The 15,843-nt window shown below is 41.6% G+C and carries 12 protein-coding genes and 1 riboswitch; of the genes, 9 read left to right on the top strand and 3 right to left on the bottom strand.

The window, feature by feature from the left end; all coding sequences use genetic code 11:
* Position 1 precedes the first annotated feature (1 nt).
* The gene (locus G589_RS0100115; RefSeq protein ID WP_026520635.1) at positions 2-1,024 is read left to right on the top strand and encodes an NAD(P)H-dependent glycerol-3-phosphate dehydrogenase; all 1,023 of its coding nucleotides are present in this window, start codon (positions 2-4) and stop codon (positions 1,022-1,024) included.
* A gap of 49 nt (positions 1,025-1,073) precedes the next feature.
* On the opposite strand, the gene G589_RS18335 is transcribed toward G589_RS0100115, so the two are convergent.
* Positions 1,074-1,685, bottom strand: coding sequence for a folate family ECF transporter S component (locus tag G589_RS18335; protein ID WP_051192082.1), 612 nt, complete (start codon positions 1,683-1,685; stop codon positions 1,074-1,076).
* Positions 1,686-1,745: 60 nt separating this feature from the next.
* Positions 1,746-1,842: riboswitch (THF riboswitch) on the bottom strand.
* A 107-nt stretch (positions 1,843-1,949) separates the two neighbouring features.
* Between G589_RS18335 and G589_RS0100125 the strand changes: the two genes are divergently transcribed.
* Together G589_RS0100125 and tyrS are read left to right on the top strand one after the other, a co-directional pair.
* Positions 1,950-3,443 (top strand): carboxypeptidase M32, encoded by a 1,494-nt coding sequence (locus G589_RS0100125; RefSeq protein WP_026520636.1) that lies wholly within the window; start codon positions 1,950-1,952, stop codon positions 3,441-3,443.
* A gap of 11 nt (positions 3,444-3,454) precedes the next feature.
* Positions 3,455-4,675: a tyrosine--tRNA ligase gene (gene tyrS / locus G589_RS0100130; RefSeq protein ID WP_026520637.1), complete on the top strand. Its 1,221-nt coding sequence runs from the start codon at positions 3,455-3,457 to the stop codon at positions 4,673-4,675.
* A 225-nt stretch (positions 4,676-4,900) separates the two neighbouring features.
* On the opposite strand, the gene fsa is transcribed toward tyrS, so the two are convergent.
* Positions 4,901-5,554 (bottom strand): fructose-6-phosphate aldolase, encoded by a 654-nt coding sequence (gene fsa / locus G589_RS0100135; protein WP_022767123.1) that lies wholly within the window; start codon positions 5,552-5,554, stop codon positions 4,901-4,903.
* A gap of 165 nt (positions 5,555-5,719) precedes the next feature.
* Here fsa and G589_RS0100140 point away from each other — a divergent pair, with 165 nt between their 5' ends.
* From G589_RS0100140 to G589_RS0100155, 4 genes are read left to right on the top strand one after another with little or no spacing between them, the layout of a single operon-like run.
* Positions 5,720-8,284 carry a heavy metal translocating P-type ATPase gene (locus G589_RS0100140; protein ID WP_026520638.1) on the top strand — a complete coding sequence of 855 codons (2,565 nt, stop codon included), beginning with the start codon at positions 5,720-5,722 and terminating at the stop codon, positions 8,282-8,284.
* A 51-nt stretch (positions 8,285-8,335) separates the two neighbouring features.
* Entirely contained in the window at positions 8,336-8,773 is a 438-nt protein-coding gene (locus G589_RS0100145) for a dUTP diphosphatase (protein WP_026520639.1), read from the top strand.
* Positions 8,774-8,794: 21 nt separating this feature from the next.
* Positions 8,795-10,258: a glutamate--tRNA ligase gene (gene gltX, locus G589_RS0100150; RefSeq protein WP_026520640.1), complete on the top strand. Its 1,464-nt coding sequence runs from the start codon at positions 8,795-8,797 to the stop codon at positions 10,256-10,258.
* Positions 10,248-12,173, top strand: coding sequence for an ATP-dependent helicase (locus G589_RS0100155; protein WP_026520641.1), 1,926 nt, complete (start codon positions 10,248-10,250; stop codon positions 12,171-12,173). The genes gltX and G589_RS0100155 overlap by 11 nt, the downstream gene beginning before the upstream one ends.
* Here G589_RS0100155 and G589_RS0100160 read toward each other — a convergent pair.
* Positions 12,107-12,478 carry a DUF1292 domain-containing protein gene (locus G589_RS0100160; protein ID WP_022767128.1) on the bottom strand — a complete coding sequence of 124 codons (372 nt, stop codon included), beginning with the start codon at positions 12,476-12,478 and terminating at the stop codon, positions 12,107-12,109. The two genes, G589_RS0100155 and G589_RS0100160, sit on opposite strands and share 67 nt — an antisense overlap.
* A gap of 139 nt (positions 12,479-12,617) precedes the next feature.
* On the opposite strand from G589_RS0100160, the gene G589_RS0100165 reads away from it, so the two are divergent.
* Together G589_RS0100165 and pepT are read left to right on the top strand one after the other, a co-directional pair.
* On the top strand, positions 12,618-14,603 hold the full coding sequence (locus G589_RS0100165) for an alpha-amylase family glycosyl hydrolase (RefSeq protein ID WP_026520642.1): 1,986 nt from the start codon (positions 12,618-12,620) through the stop codon (positions 14,601-14,603).
* The gene (gene pepT / locus G589_RS0100170; protein ID WP_026520643.1) at positions 14,600-15,832 is read left to right on the top strand and encodes a peptidase T; all 1,233 of its coding nucleotides are present in this window, start codon (positions 14,600-14,602) and stop codon (positions 15,830-15,832) included. The genes G589_RS0100165 and pepT overlap by 4 nt, the downstream gene beginning before the upstream one ends.
* Positions 15,833-15,843: the final 11 nt, after the last annotated feature.

A 15,843-nucleotide genomic window follows, 5' to 3' on the forward strand; every position in this document is an offset into this window, starting at 1 on the left:
TTTGAGTAAGCAGATTGGCGTCATAGGCGCCGGAAGCTTTGGAATAGCTCTGGCATTTCTTTTATCAAACAACGGACATGATGTAACCGTCTGGTCCAGAAGTCAGGCATCGGTTGATAAGCTTATTGCTTATCACGGTAATGAAGAAAAGCTTCCCGGCGTAATCTTAAGTGACAATGTTAAATTTACCAGCAGTATGCAACATGCAGTTTCAGGAAAAGACATGGTGGTTCTTGTAGTACCATCGGCTCATATGAGAGAGACTGTTAAGCTTGTTGCACCGTTCATCGATACCGAGTCTGATGACCAGCCCATAATCGTAAACTGTACCAAAGGTATTGAAGAATCTACCCTGATGGTTATGAGCGATGTTATCTTGGATGAACTTCCCGGAGCCCGTGTCTGTGTTTTATCAGGCCCTTCCCATGCTGAGGAAGTAGGTAAAAAGCTTCCCACAACCATCGTTGTAGGCGCATTTGATAAAGAGACTGCAAAAGAAGTTCAGAATGTATTTATGAACGATGTATTCAGAGTTTATATAAGTCCTGATATGCTGGGAATTGAAATCGGAGCAGCGCTTAAAAACGTAATTGCTCTTGCAGCCGGAATGGCTGATGGATACGGCCTTGGAGATAATGCAAAAGCAGCTCTTATAACCAGAGGAATCGCTGAGATCTCAAGACTTGGAATGGCCATGGGCGGCAAATTCGAGAGCTTTGCCGGACTTTCGGGAATCGGAGACCTGGTTGTAACCTGTGCTTCAATGCATTCAAGAAACAGAAGAGCCGGAATCCTTATAGGCCAGGGAAAATCCATGCAGGAAGCAATGGATGAAGTAAAGATGGTAGTCGAGGGCGTATACAGTGCCAAGGCAGCTCTTGCTCTTGCCCGTCAGTATGATGTAGATATGCCGATAGTTCAGGGAGTTAACGAGATCCTCTTTGAAGGTAAATCCGTTGAAGAGGGAATCACAGAACTAATGATAAGAGAGAGAAGAATAGAGAATTCATCTCTTGACTGGTAAAAAATAAAGCCGAAGTCATTGCCATATGGTAATGACTTCGGCTTTTTGATTAACTTACTTTCTTTTGCTTTAAAGATTTCAAATTTATACTAAGAGCTGGCTTGATAACCTTGTTCACAACCGGTAATAATATCATAAGAATAATTACATCGGCGGGAAGCTTACCGGCATTTGCTGCAATTCTTGGAACCATTATTGCCTTAAATGCATTTCCTGTGGTCATCATAACCCAGATAGTGTTAAGGCCGAGGTTGCAGAATACTTTTACACAGGCTTCTGCAGCAATAACTCTCCAGAGTTTAACAGGTCTTTTGTAAAGAAAGATACCGTATATAATGCCGGCCACAATAGCAGTAATGGTATATCCCGGGAAGAACTCACCTGTAGGATTTATGAACCATTTGATGATATCCATGGCGCCACCAAAGCAGGCTCCAATCCAGGGTCCGAACAAATATGCAACTATCTGATTTGGAATGCTGGAAAAGCCGATCCTCAGGAAATCGCCGATCCTGATAGTAGCTACTGTGCCAAGAACAATAGCAACAGCGCCCATTAGTCCGCAAAAGCACAGTACAGGAAGCCTTTGAAGTTCAAGCATTGATTTGTAGCTGAGTCTTTCGCTGTTTTTGAGAGTTAGGTCACTTCTTTTTTCAGACATAAAAACACCTCCTTTGCAGTTTCCTTTAACCACATCGGAGGACACGAACACAGTCGATGTAGCAGCGGGATGCGACATTAAAACCGCGGATAAATCCTTCGTCCTGATGACAACTCCCTGTTCAAAAGGCACTTAACGCTTTAACGTCTACTCTGCATAACATATTATTTTCGTGCTTATAATACTTCATTTTTACTTGTAATACAATACAATTTTGGTAAAATTGTTGATGGTGTAATTTTAAATTCGTAAGGAGCAGTACTGATGACTAAACTTGAAGAGTACAAAAAGATTAATAAAGAGCTCTCACACCTTGCGCATGCTGTAAATCTCATGTATTGGGACATGCAGACAACAGCCCCTGACGGAGCCAAGGAAAGACTTTCTGAGAGCATAACATATTTTTCTACTGAAATTTTTAAGAAATCAACCAGTGATGAGATCTACAAACTGGTTTGTGATCTTTCAGACCCTATAGAATTCGATAAACTTGATGATGTCATGAAATTCGACATCACGAAGGCTAAAAAAGACCTGGATGAAAAGAGAAGAATCCCTGCGGATTTTTATGAGGAATATGTAAAAACAACCACAAATTCCAGCATGATCTGGCCTAAAGCCAAGCAGACCAATGATTATGCGCTTTATGAGGAGCCTCTTAAAAAGACAATCGAGGCGGTTAAGAAATATCAAAAATATAAAAGACCTGACATGGAGGTATATGATTCCCTCATTGATCAGTTTGAAGAGGGAATGGATACAGCTACAATCGACAGAGTCTTTGGAGAGTTAAAAGAGGAGCTTGTTCCGCTGCTTGAAGATATTTTAAGCAAGCCTCAGCCCGATCACAGCAAGTTTACAATGTTTATTCCAGCACATAAACAGGCCGAGCTTTGCAAGATGCTTGTAGAGTATATGGGCATGGATATGAACTGTTTTGCGCAGGCTGAAACTGAGCACCCATTTACCACAACCATCGCTCCAAGAGATGTGAGGATAACAAACCATTATCATGAGAATGACATTATTCAGCCGATTTTCTCAGCAATTCATGAGGGTGGTCATGCAATCTTCGAGCAAAATGTAGATCATAAATATGATGATACAGCCGGCGGTCAGATCAATCTGATGGGACTTCATGAATCTCAGAGCAGATTTTATGAGAACATCCTCGGCAGAAACATAAATTTCTGGAAGCCCATTTGGCCTAAGGTTTTAGAAATCATTCCTGAATTTAAGGATATTACGCTTGAGGAGTTCGTCAGAGAGATAAATCATGTTCAGAACAGCTTTATCAGAACAGAAGCCGATGAACTTACCTATTGCCTTCACGTAATTTTAAGATATGATATTGAGAGAGCAATATTTATAGACGGTGCAGATGTAAAAGAGCTTCCTAAGATGTGGAACGAGCTTATGGAGAAGTATTTACACATAACTCCAAAAACTGATGCTGAAGGAATTCTTCAGGACATGCACTGGTCTGATGCAAGTTTTGGATACTTCCCATCATATCTGCTGGGCAGTATTTATGACGGAATGTTCCTCGAGGCTATAGAAAAAGACCTCGGAAGCATAGATGATATCCTGGCTGCAGGAGATATCAAGAAGATTACAAAATGGCTCAATGAGAATATTCATCAGTACGGATCCACAAGGACTTCCAAAGAGGTACTTGATGCTGTTTGTCATAAAGAGCTTTCAGCACAGCCACTGATCAGATATTTCAAAGAAAAATACAAGAAGATATACGGTTAAGGAGGAAAGAAATGAAGATTTTTGAGGAACTAAAAGCAAGAGGCCTTATCGCTCAGGTTACAGACGAAGAGCAGATAAGAGACCTTGTCAATAACGGTAAGGCTACTTTCTACATTGGATTTGACTGTACAGCCGATTCACTTACAGCAGGTCATTTTATGGCACTTACTCTTATGAAGAGGCTTCAGGAAGCCGGCAACAAGCCCATCGCTCTTATCGGTGGCGGTACAACAATGATCGGTGATCCTTCAGGAAGATCCGACATGAGAAAGATGCTCACAAGAGAAGACATCGATCACAATGCTGAGTGCTTCAAGAAGCAGATGGAGAAGTTCATCGACTTCGGTGAAGGCAAGGCAATGATGGTTAATAATGCTGACTGGCTCATGAACCTCAATTATATCGAGCTTCTTCGCGAGGTTGGTGCATGCTTCTCAGTAAACAACATGCTTCGTGCTGAGTGCTACAAGCAGAGAATGGAAAAAGGACTTTCCTTCCTTGAGTTCAACTACATGATCATGCAGTCTTACGATTTCTACTACATGTTCCAGAAGTACGATTGTAACCTTGAGTTCGGCGGAGATGACCAGTGGAGCAACATGCTCGGCGGTACAGAGCTCATCAGAAGAAAGCTCGGAAAAGATGCTCACGCCATGACAATCACACTTCTTACAGATTCTAACGGAAATAAGATGGGTAAGACAGCAGGAAACGCTGTATGGCTTGATCCTAACAAGACATCACCTTTCGATTTCTACCAGTACTGGAGAAATGTTGGCGATGCAGACGTAGATAAATGCATCAAGATGCTCACATTCATCCCTATTGAAGAGATTCTGGAGATGGAGAAGTGGGATCCTTCAAGAATCAATGAAAAGAAAGAAATCCTTGCCTTCGAGCTCACAAGCCTTGTACATGGAAAAGAAGAAGCTCAGAAAGCTCAGGACGCTGCAAGAGCACTCTTTGCAGGCGGCGGTGACATGGCAAACGTTCCATCCGTATCTCTTAAGGAAGAAGACTTTAGAGACGGCGTCGTAGACATCCTCCAAGTCCTCGTATCCGCAGGCCTCTGCGCAACCCGTAGCGAAGCAAGACGCGCAGTAGAACAGGGTGGCGTACTCTTCAATGACGAAAAAGTAACCGACGTAAAAACTACTTACACCAAGGAATCCTTCGGTGATGGAGTAATGGTTCGTAAAGGTAAAAAGAACTTCAAGAAAGTTACAGTATAATTAATCTATTCTTATACTATTTGATTGAATGCTTTACATTCTTCCACAATCCATGGGGGATCGGGTAAATATTTACATTTTTGTGAGTTATGCCCATGAAATGAGACTTAAAAAAGCAGGTGCCTATGCACCTGCTTTTTTGTATAAGGCTCATTGAGTGCTTGAGGCATCCGAGCAAAAATGGAAATATTTACCCGATACCCCAAGGCTTATCGATAACGTAGATTATTCACCGAATACTGCAAGGTAATCTTTCTGGAACTTTTCGATTCCGGCGTCGGTGAGAGGGTGGTGGGTCATCTGCTCGATTACTTTGTAAGGTACTGTTGCGATGTCAGCACCTGCAAGAGCGCAATCAGTAACGTGCATAGGGTGACGTACGCTTGCTGCAATGATCTCTGTCTGGATGTTGTGGATGTTGAAGATCTCAGCAACCTCTGAAATAAGGTCTGTACCACGAACACTGATATCATCAAGCCTTCCAAGGAATGGGCTTACAAATGCAGCGCCTGCTCTTGCACAGAGAAGAGCCTGATTTGCTGTGAAGATAAGAGTCATGTTAACTTTGATTCCTTCGCTTGAAAGAACTTTGCAAGCCTTAAGTCCTTCGATTGTCATAGGGATCTTAACAACCATATTCTTGTGGAGCTTGGCAATCTCGCGACCTTCTGTGATCATGCCTTCTGCATCTGTTGTTGTAGCCTTAACTTCCCCGCTGATAGGGCCATCAACTATAGAAGCAATTTCCTGAACAACCTCATAAACGTCACGGCCTTCTTTTGCGATAAGAGAAGGGTTTGTTGTAACGCCGCAGATAACTCCCATTTCATTTGCCTTTTTGATCTCTTCGATATTGGCAGTGTCTAAGAATAACTTCATTTTTCTCACTCCTTTTTAGCTGTGTTGTTTTATTTACCAAAAAACATTCTAACACTATTTACAGATTTTATGTGGTTAATTTTTGCTATTTTCCTATCAAATATCAAACAAATTACATAAATTGTTTACAATTTATTTTTAAAAAATTTGTGTTACAATAGACTCATGGAAAAATATATGATAACCGGCATGAGCTGTGCTGCATGCCAAGCACGAGTTGAAAAAGCAGTAAATAGTGTAGATGGGGTTTCATCCTGTAACGTAAATCTTCTTACAAACTCAATGGGCGTAGAGGGAAGTGCGTCAAAAGAAGATATTATAAAAGCCGTAGAAGAAGCAGGTTACGGAGCAAGCCTTATGGATGCAGAAGAGGAGGCTCTTAAGGATACGCAAACTCCGATTCTGAAGAAGAGACTGATCACCTCTTTAGCATTTCTGATAGTTCTTATGTACATCTCAATGGGGCACCATATGTTTGGTTTCCCGCTTCCTATGTTTCTTGCCCATAACCACATTGCTATGGGAATGACACAGATGATCCTTTCACTTATAGTAATGGTCATCAATAAGAAGTTCTTTACCAGTGGTTTTAGTGCACTTTTTCATGGTTCACCCAATATGGATACCCTGGTAGCTCTTGGAAGTTCAGCGTCCTTTATCTACAGTGTCTTTTCCATAATTCCGGGCAATGACCTGTATTTCGAATCAGCTGCCATGATAGTGACACTTATCACAGTCGGCAAAATGCTTGAAGCAAAGAGTAAAGGCAGAACCACTGATGCAATAAAGAGCCTTATGAAGCTTGCACCTAAGACAGCCACAATCGTTGATAATTACGGCAAGGAAAAAGAGATTCCCATTGAGCAGATAAAAGTAGGCGATGTCTTTGTTGTAAGACCGGGCGAGAGCATTCCTGTTGACGGAGTAGTTGTTGAAGGAAACAGCGCAGTTAATGAATCAGCACTTACGGGCGAGAGTGTTCCTGTAGATAAATTCATCGGCTCAGAAGTAAGCGCTGCTACAATGAATAACTCTGGATTTATAAGATGCAGAGCAACACGAGTAGGCAGGGATACAACACTTTCACAGATCATTAAGATGGTCAGCGATGCTTCTACTACAAAGGCGCCAATTGCCAAGATTGCAGACAAAGTTTCCGCTGTTTTTGTTCCGATAGTTATCTGTATCGCCATAATTACATTTATTATCTGGATGCTTGTGGGCGTTCAATTTGGCTATGCTTTATCAAGAGCTATCGCAGTTCTTGTTATAAGCTGCCCATGCGCTCTTGGACTTGCAACTCCGGTTGCTATTATGGTCGGCAACGGAATGGGTGCTAAAAACGGAATAATGTTTAAGACAGCAACTTCACTGGAGAACGCAGGTAAGACTCAGATAATAGCACTTGATAAAACCGGTACCATCACAAAGGGCGAGCCTATTGTCACAGATGTATTCACTGCAGATTCCATCTCGAGAAGCGGCTATTCACTGATAAACAATTCAGAAAATGAACTCCTTAAGATTGCAGGTCTTTTGGAAAATAAGAGTGAGCACCCTTTGGCAAAGGCCATTGTGGACTATGTAGGTGATCCATACTCTTATACAGAAGATCCTTTTGCTGAAGAGAAAGATGATGTGACGGATTTTGAAGTCCTTCCGGGCCAGGGCCTTAAGGCAAATTACAGAGGCAGCGAGGTAATAGGTGCATCCTTCAAATACATCAGCACTATATGCAAGATAATTCCTGAAGTCAGAGAAAAAGCTGTAGGCCTTGCAAATCAGGGCAAAACACCTCTATGTTTTGCAAAAGACGGGAAACTTATAGGTATAATCGCTGTTGCCGACTCCATAAAAGAAGATTCAGCAAAGGCAATTAAAGAGCTCAAAAACATGGGCATTCATGTTGTGATGCTCACAGGTGATAACCAGAGAACAGCAATGGCTATTGGTGATGAAGCAGGTGTTGATGAGATAGCATCAGAGATAATGCCTGAGGGAAAAGAGGCTGTTATCAAAAAGCTCTCCGAATATGGCAAAGTAGCAATGGTCGGAGACGGAATAAATGACGCACCGGCACTGACAAGAGCAGATACAGGAATCGCCATTGGCGCAGGAACAGATGTTGCAATTGATGCCGGAGACGTAGTTGTAATGAAAGGAAGTCTGAAAGACGTTTCCGCAGCAATAAGGCTTTCAAGAGCGACTCTTACAAATATTTATCAGAATTTATTCTGGGCATTCTTTTATAATGTAATAGGTATTCCTCTTGCTGCTGGTGCTTATATAAAAGCCTTCGGCTGGGAGCTTAGCCCCATGTTTGGTGCTGCGGCCATGAGTCTTTCAAGCTTTTTTGTAGTGACTAACGCACTTAGATTAAATCTTTTAAAGGTACATGACCCATCCAAAGATAAGCCACTTAAGAACGCGATTACCAAAGAAATACTTACAACAGAAGTACTTAATGAAATAAAAAGCCAGACAGATAAAACAATAAACGAAAGGAAGGAAAAAAATATGGCAACAAAGACAATTAACATTGAGGGAATGATGTGTGGACACTGCGAGATGTCCGTAAAGAAGGCACTTGAGAGCTTAGAAGGTGTTAGCACTGCAGAAGTAAGCCACGAGAAGGGAACAGCTGTCGTTACACTTGAAGGCGACATTGCCGATGACGTTCTTAAGAAGGCTGTAGAAGATAAAGACTACAAAGTTACTTCCATTAATTGATTTTTGTGGTATTATATTTAGACGGCCAAAATTTATGGGGAGGGGAGAAGTATGGAGAAAAAGATCAAGATCAAATACTTCAATGACAAGATTGAGAAGCTGCAGTATATCGACGGAAAGTCCGATTGGATCGACCTTAGAAGTGCAGAGGACGTTGATCTGAAAGAGGGAGAATTTCATCTTATTCCCCTGGGAGTAGCCATGGAAATTCCGGAAGGCTATGAAGCTCATGTTGTTCCAAGGAGCTCAACCTTTAAGAACTTCGGAATAATCCAGGCCAATCATATGGGTATTATCGACCATTCATATTGCGGAGATAATGACCAGTGGTTCGTCCCTGTTATTGCCATGAGAGATACTCATATTGGCTTTAATGACCGTATTTGTCAGTTCAGGATCATGGAGAACCAGCCAACCATCGTCTTTGAGGAGTGTGACCACTTAGAAGGCGCAGACAGAGGCGGTTTTGGTTCTACAGGAACAAAATAATCATCACAAAGAGGAGTTAAAATGACTAAGATTCGTACCAGGTACGCCCCGAGCCCAACAGGACGCATGCATGTGGGCAATTTAAGAACAGCTCTTTATGCTTATCTTATTTCCAAGCATGAAGGCGGAGACTATATTCTTCGTATCGAAGATACAGACCAGGAGAGATTTGTTGAAGGTGCAACAGAGATCATCTACAAGACTCTTAAGGACACAGGTCTTATCCACGATGAAGGTCCCGATATCGGCGGCCCTGTAGGTCCCTACGTTCAGTCAGAGCGTCAGAAGGCCGGAATTTATATGCAGTATGCAAAAGAGCTTATCGACAAGGGCGAAGCTTATTACTGCTTCTGTGACGAGGAGAGACTTAAGACCCTCGTTCAGAAGATTGAAGTAGACGGAGAAGTAAAAGAAATCAGCGTTTACGACAAGCACTGCCTGCATCTTTCCAAGGAAGAGATTGAGAAAAACCTTGCAGAAGGCAAGAAGTTCGTTATCAGACAGAACAACCCTACAGAGGGCACAACAACCTTCCACGACGAGCTCTACGGAGATGTAAGCGTTGAGAACAAAGAGCTTGATGACATGATCCTTATCAAGTCAGACGGCTATCCTACATACAACTTTGCCAACGTAGTAGATGACCATCTCATGGGAATCACACATGTTGTAAGAGGTAATGAGTATATTTCTTCATCACCTAAATACAACAGACTCTACGATGCATTCGGCTGGGAAGTACCCAAGTACATTCACTGTCCCCTTATCACAGACGAGGAGCACCACAAGCTCTCTAAGAGATCCGGTCATTCATCTTTCGAAGACCTCATAGAACAGGGCTTTGTTCCTGAAGCAGTTGTAAACTTTGTGGCTCTTCTTGGATGGTCTCCAGAGGATAACAGTGAGATCATGAGTTTAAAAGAGCTTGTTGAGAAATTCGACTATAAGAGAATCAACAAGTCACCTGCCGTATTTGACTACACAAAGCTCAAATGGATGAACGGCGAGTACTTAAAGAAGATGGACGAAGATGAGTTCTTTAACCAGGCACGTCCTTATCTTGAGAAAGCAATCAAGAAGCCTTTGGATCTTAAGAAGATTTCAAACATGGTCAAGACCAGAATTGAGATCTGGCCTGATATCGAAGCAATGGTAGACTTCTTTGATGAGCTTCCCGAGTATGACACAGCAATCTATGCTCACAAGAAGATGAAGACTGACAAGGACTCCTCACTTAAGGTTCTCAAAGAGGTTCTTCCTTTACTTGAAGCTCACGACGATTACACAAACGATGCTCTTTATGCGCTTCTTTCAGACTATATCAAGAAGAATGAGTACAAGAACGGTTATGTACTCTGGCCTGTAAGAATAGCAGTTTCAGGAAAAGAGATGACTCCTTGCGGAGCTACAGAGCTCATGGAAGTAATCGGCAAGGACGAGACCATTAAGAGAATTAAAAAAGGAATTGAATTACTTGAAACTTAATACATTAAACGATTCACAGCTACAAGCTGTAAGCCACGTAAATGGCCCTGCAATAGTACTTGCAGGGCCGGGAAGTGGCAAAACCAAGGTGATAGTGGAACGGCTCAGATACATGATAGAAAACAGCCGCATATCGCCTTCTGAAATTCTTGTTATCACATTTACTAAGGCTGCAGCCATAGAGATGCAGTACAGATTCTTAAAAATCACGGATAGTTCTTATCCGGAAGTAGTCTTTGGAACTTTTCATTCTGTCTTTTACAAGATCATTCGAAACAGTAAATCCAAAAGCGAAAAAAATATTGAAATAGCACCGGAAAAGATAAAATATGAAATCCTGAGAGACTGTTTGTCAATGCTTAGAAGCAAAAGAAAAATTGATGACCGCATCTATGAGGATTCTCTTTTAGAGCTCTCTGACATAATCTCTGAGATATCAAGGATCAAAAACCTTGGCATAGAGCCAAAAGAAGCTTTGGAAAGCTTATCTGTAAGCAGCGTATTTCCTGATGTATTTGAATATTATAATAAAAGACTTATAGAATTTGGCTTGATTGATTTTGACGACATGCTGGTAAGATGCAAGATGCTGCTGGAAGATAAGCCGGGTATCCTTAAACTTTGGCAGGATAGATTTAAATATATACTTGTTGATGAATATCAGGATATCAATCCTGTTCAATACAGCGTTTTAAGGCTTCTTCTTGGAGACAGGGCAAATATTTTCGCAGTGGGGGATGATGATCAGTCGATTTATGGCTTTAGAGGTTCAGATCCGCATATAATGCTTGATTTTAAAGACAGTTTTGCAAAGCTAAATCCAAAAGTCTTTAACCTCAGCATCAACTATCGATGTGGAAGTGACATTCTAAACAATGCTTTAAGAGTAATTGAGGAAAATGAGATCAGATTCAAAAAGATTCTTTCAGCATTTGAGGGAAACGGCAAAGGATCAGTAATCACAAGGCGTTATGAAAGCAGAAAGATTCAAAATGAGATGATATCTCTTTTCCTAAAAAAACACATGGATAAGCTTGATGACATAGCAATTCTCTTCAGAACAAACTCTGAAGCACAGCAGCTTGCGATGGTTCTAAATGGATATGGGATTCCGACAACTATAGATAAGAGTGATCAGAGCATTTTTAGCGCAAAGTCAGTTGAGCTTTGCATTTCCTATATGTCTTTTGCCTATAAAGGTCAGAAGAGAAGCGATTTCTATAAGATAATTAATAAACCAATGAGATATATTTCACGAGACTGTGCACCGGATGAAATAGTAAAGGAAGCTGTCATAAACAGGTTTTACAGAAACAATAACAACAGACTACGGACAGTCCGGGATTTCTTTTCCCAAATTGAGATGATAAGGCACTTAAGACCTACGCTTATGATGAGGTATCTAAGAAGAACGGTTGGAATTGAGAGTCTTTTTGCGGGTGAGACAGCTGCGCTTGATGAACTCGAAAGAATAGCACTAGACTTTACAGACAGCAGGAAATTTTTGGAATATTTACTGGCAAAAAGAGAAGAAGAAAGAAGTAAAGATTCTATAAAAGAAAACCGTGTATCAGATGGGAAAAGAGTAAATATCATGACCATGCACGGATCAAAGGGGCTGGAATTTGAGATTGTATGGCTCCCTGATCTTAACGAAGGTATAATACCGTCAAGGAGCGCAACATCAAAAGCGCAGATAGAAGAAGAGCGCCGAATGCTCTACGTCGCAATGACCAGGGCAAAAAAGGCGCTCGTAATGTCATATATTACGGGAAACAAGGAAAATCAGATGCTTCCCACAAGATTTATTCGTCCAATAAGAGATCTTTGGGAAAAGACCTATAAGAATCAGACTTCTTCTGAGCCATCTTCGGGAAGATCGATGAGCTCATCAAACTCTACATCATCGAGATAGAGGTTAAATGCCTCAGCTACAGCTTCATATTCTGCATCGTCGCTGATATATCCAAGCTCAGGCTCTGTATCGTCTCCATTTACAATAAATTCATAGAACCATACATTTCCGTCGTTGTTCTGGCCATTCTCATCGAGAGGTAGAAGAACGATATAATCCTTGCTATTTACGGTAAGAACAATGATGATAGCGCAGGTAACAACCTCGATCTTGCCATCTTTGGTCTCTATCTCAACATCAACGGTCATCTGCTCATCATTTTCAATCTTGGTGTTCATGTCAGTTGCAATCTTGGAAAATTCCATGCCGGCCTCCTTGGGTAATGATAAAAATTACTATTTATAGCCTTAGTATAGCATAAACATAGCGTTTTGGTGTGCATATTAAGGGCAAATGTGTTAAAATAATACGGCATATTGAAAAAAATGGGGAAACAGGTGCAAAATGACGTCTAATATCAAGATTTCAATGGAAAAACCTTATCCGCTGGGTTGTTATATCGACTATGACAAGAGCCTTGTTGTAAGAAGCGTATTCGATGACAATAAGAGCTGTGGAATAGTTCTTTATCCATCTGATAAGAATAAAGCTACAAATCCTCTTAAGATCGAACTTCCAAAGTCTCTAAAAAGAGGCGATATTTATTCGACTCGTATTTCCGGAATCGATAATATAGATGACTATAAGACCTATAACTACTTCTGCGATGAGGAGTTCTTTTGCGACCCTTATGCCAAGCAGTTCTACGGTCTTGAGAAGTTTGGCCACTTTGTTCCCGACGCCCTGATAAGAGCCAAGCTTGATAATAAGGCTTCTTTTAAGACTTCACACGATACCTTTGACTGGACCGGTGATGATCACACCTTCACCAAATACGAGGACAGCTTCGTTTACCTGCTTCATGTAAGAGGCTTTACGAGGTCTGCAAGCAGCGGAGTCGAGCTCTCTAAAAGAGGAACTTTTTCAGGCATACTTGAAAAGATCCCGTATCTTAAGTCTCTTGGCGTAACAGCTGTTGAGCTTATGCCTGCTTATGAGATGAATGAGATTGATGAGTCTTTAAAGAGGTCCGACAAGAGAAGAGCAAGCCTTTATTCAAACAACGGCAATATATCCGACAAAAATATGCTTGAACTAAGGCCTAATTTCTGGGGCTATAAAAAAGGCTATTACTTTGCCCCAAGAACAGCATACTGTGAGAATCCTCAGGATGCAGAAAATGAGTTTAAGAACTTCGTTAAGACCATGCATAAAAACGGCCTTGAAGTTATCATGCAGTTCTATTTTGACGAACATGAAAGCGGCACTCTTATCATAGATGCCCTTAGATTCTGGAGATGTACTTATCATGTGGACGGTTTTCACCTGAAGGGAAGCAGGATTCCTTTAAGACTCATAACAAACGAGCCACTGTTTACTGATATTAAGATCTGGAACGAGTACTTTAACTACGGCGAGATTTATGAGGGCAAAGCTCCTGCTAACAGGCTTCTTGCCGACTACAACAACGCATTTCTTTATAACAGCCGCAGATTCCTTAAGAGCGACGACAATGCAGTCTCTGACTTTATGAAAGCCATGATTGCCGGAAGTAATGACCACGGGATCATCAATTATATCTGTGATTATGAGGGCTTCAGGCTCGCTGACCTTGTATCCTATGAGCACAAGCACAACGAGGAAAACGGCGAGAACAACAAGGACGGAACCGACAACAACCTCAGCTGGAACTGCGGAATTGAAGGCCGTACTCGTAAGCACGACATTTTAAACCTTCGTAAGAAGCAGATAAAGAATATCCTGACCATGCTGTTCTTGGCTCAGGGAACTCCGATGATCTTTAGCGGAGATGAGTTTGGCAACTCCCAGAGCGGTAATAACAATCCCTATTGCCAGGATAACGAGATCGGCTGGGTTGACTGGAAAGCCATGGATAAGAATTCCGATATCCTTGATTATGTGAAGTACTTATCCAAGCTAAGATTCAGTCACAAGGTTCTTCATGAAAGTGCTCCGTTTAAGCTGATGGATTACATATCCTGCGGATATCCGGATCTCTCATGCCACGGCAGAGAGGCCTGGAGACCGGATCTTTCCGGTCATAGTCACATGCTGGGAATGCTCTTCTGCGGTCTTTATGAGGGCAAGGATCAGCCGTTTATCTATGTTGCATTTAACATGAACTGGACACCACAGGAACTGGCTCTTCCCGATCTTCCGGACGGATATTCCTGGAAGCTTGTCCTTGATACGGATGATAGAGGCATGAAGCCGGAATCCAAGCCAAAGACAGGAACCAGATCAAAAGAAAAAGAGCCTGAAAATAATGTATTTACAGAACTTCTTGCTGACAGATCAACTCGCATATACATGAGCGTTCAAAGCAAGAAGCAAACCAAAAAGAAAGTAACAGGTAAAAAGAACAAATGAGTAATATAAACGTTATTGAAGATTTTTTAAGATATGTGAAGATTGATACTCAGTCCGATGATACAACAGGAGCATCCCCTTCAACAGCCAAGCAGCACGATCTTGCTTCTTTACTGGAAAAAGAACTGATCGAGATCGGCGCAAGCGATGTTTTCTATGACAAAGAGCATTGCTATGTATATGCATCTATACCTTCAAATACAGGTGCAAATACTCCTGCTATAGGCTTTGTATCTCACATGGATACATCTGATGAAGTGAGCGGAAAAGATGTAAATCCAAGAATAGCCAAGAATTATGACGGAAAAGATATCGTACTTTCAAAGGATGGCAGCGTAGTTTTATCTCCAAGTGACTTCCCTGAGCTTAAGAATCACATAGGAGAAGATCTTATAGTTACAGATGGAACAACACTCCTTGGAGCCGATGACAAGGCAGGTATTGCCGAGATCATGACCATGGCCAAGACTCTTTTATCTGACCCGTCAATCAAACATGGCGATATCAAGATTGCTTTTACTCCCGATGAGGAGATTGGTGAAGGAACAGCTTATTTTGATATAGACAGATTCGGCGCCAAGTATGCTTATACCGTTGATGGTGGCAAGCTCGGAGAGCTTGAATATGAGAACTTCAATGCTGCAGAAGGTGTTATAAAGGTCCAGGGCAGAAGCGTTCATCCCGGAGATGCCAAGAACAAGATGGTTAATGCATCACTTATCTGTTATGAGTTCCAGTCACTTCTTCCTGCATTCCAGAATCCTATGTACACAGAGGGAAGAGAAGGGTTCTTTCATCTTACCGAGATAAACGGTGGCTGTGAGAGTGCTACAGCATCTTACATCATCAGAGATCATGATGAGAAACTCTTTGAGACCAAAAAGCAGCTCTTTAAGGATGCTGCAGAGTTTCTTAACAAAAAGTACGGAGAAGGCACTGTAACTGTAGAAGTCAGAGATCAGTACTACAACATGATCGAGAAGATTAAGCCTCACATGCACCTTATCGATAACGCCAAGAAAGTCATGACAGATCTTGGTATTACACCTATCGATAATCCAATAAGAGGAGGCACAGACGGAGCAGCCCTTTCCTACAAAGGACTTCCATGTCCGAATCTTTGTACAGGCGGATACAATTACCACGGAAAATATGAGTACGCATCAGTTCAGGAGATGAAACAGGTAGTAAAGATCCTTCTCGGAATAGTTGATGCTTACAAAGAATAATAGATTTAGAA

The sequence above is a fragment of the Butyrivibrio sp. VCB2001 genome (assembly GCF_000423965.1).
Taxonomy (GTDB): Bacteria; Bacillota; Clostridia; order Lachnospirales; family Lachnospiraceae; genus Butyrivibrio.

What these genes read in the sequence shown, in the direction of transcription:
- G589_RS18335 (WP_051192082.1), bottom strand. Translation starts at nt 1,685, where the DNA reads ATGTCTGAAAAAAGAAGTGACCTAACTCTCAAAAACAGCGAAAGACTC.
- G589_RS0100125 (WP_026520636.1), top strand. Translation starts at nt 1,950, where the DNA reads ATGACTAAACTTGAAGAGTACAAAAAGATTAATAAAGAGCTCTCACAC.
- tyrS (WP_026520637.1), top strand. Translation starts at nt 3,455, where the DNA reads ATGAAGATTTTTGAGGAACTAAAAGCAAGAGGCCTTATCGCTCAGGTT.
- fsa (WP_022767123.1), bottom strand. Translation starts at nt 5,554, where the DNA reads ATGAAGTTATTCTTAGACACTGCCAATATCGAAGAGATCAAAAAGGCA.
- G589_RS0100140 (WP_026520638.1), top strand. Translation starts at nt 5,720, where the DNA reads ATGGAAAAATATATGATAACCGGCATGAGCTGTGCTGCATGCCAAGCA.
- G589_RS0100145 (WP_026520639.1), top strand. Translation starts at nt 8,336, where the DNA reads ATGGAGAAAAAGATCAAGATCAAATACTTCAATGACAAGATTGAGAAG.
- gltX (WP_026520640.1), top strand. Translation starts at nt 8,795, where the DNA reads ATGACTAAGATTCGTACCAGGTACGCCCCGAGCCCAACAGGACGCATG.
- G589_RS0100160 (WP_022767128.1), bottom strand. Translation starts at nt 12,478, where the DNA reads ATGGAATTTTCCAAGATTGCAACTGACATGAACACCAAGATTGAAAAT.
- G589_RS0100165 (WP_026520642.1), top strand. Translation starts at nt 12,618, where the DNA reads ATGACGTCTAATATCAAGATTTCAATGGAAAAACCTTATCCGCTGGGT.
- pepT (WP_026520643.1), top strand. Translation starts at nt 14,600, where the DNA reads ATGAGTAATATAAACGTTATTGAAGATTTTTTAAGATATGTGAAGATT.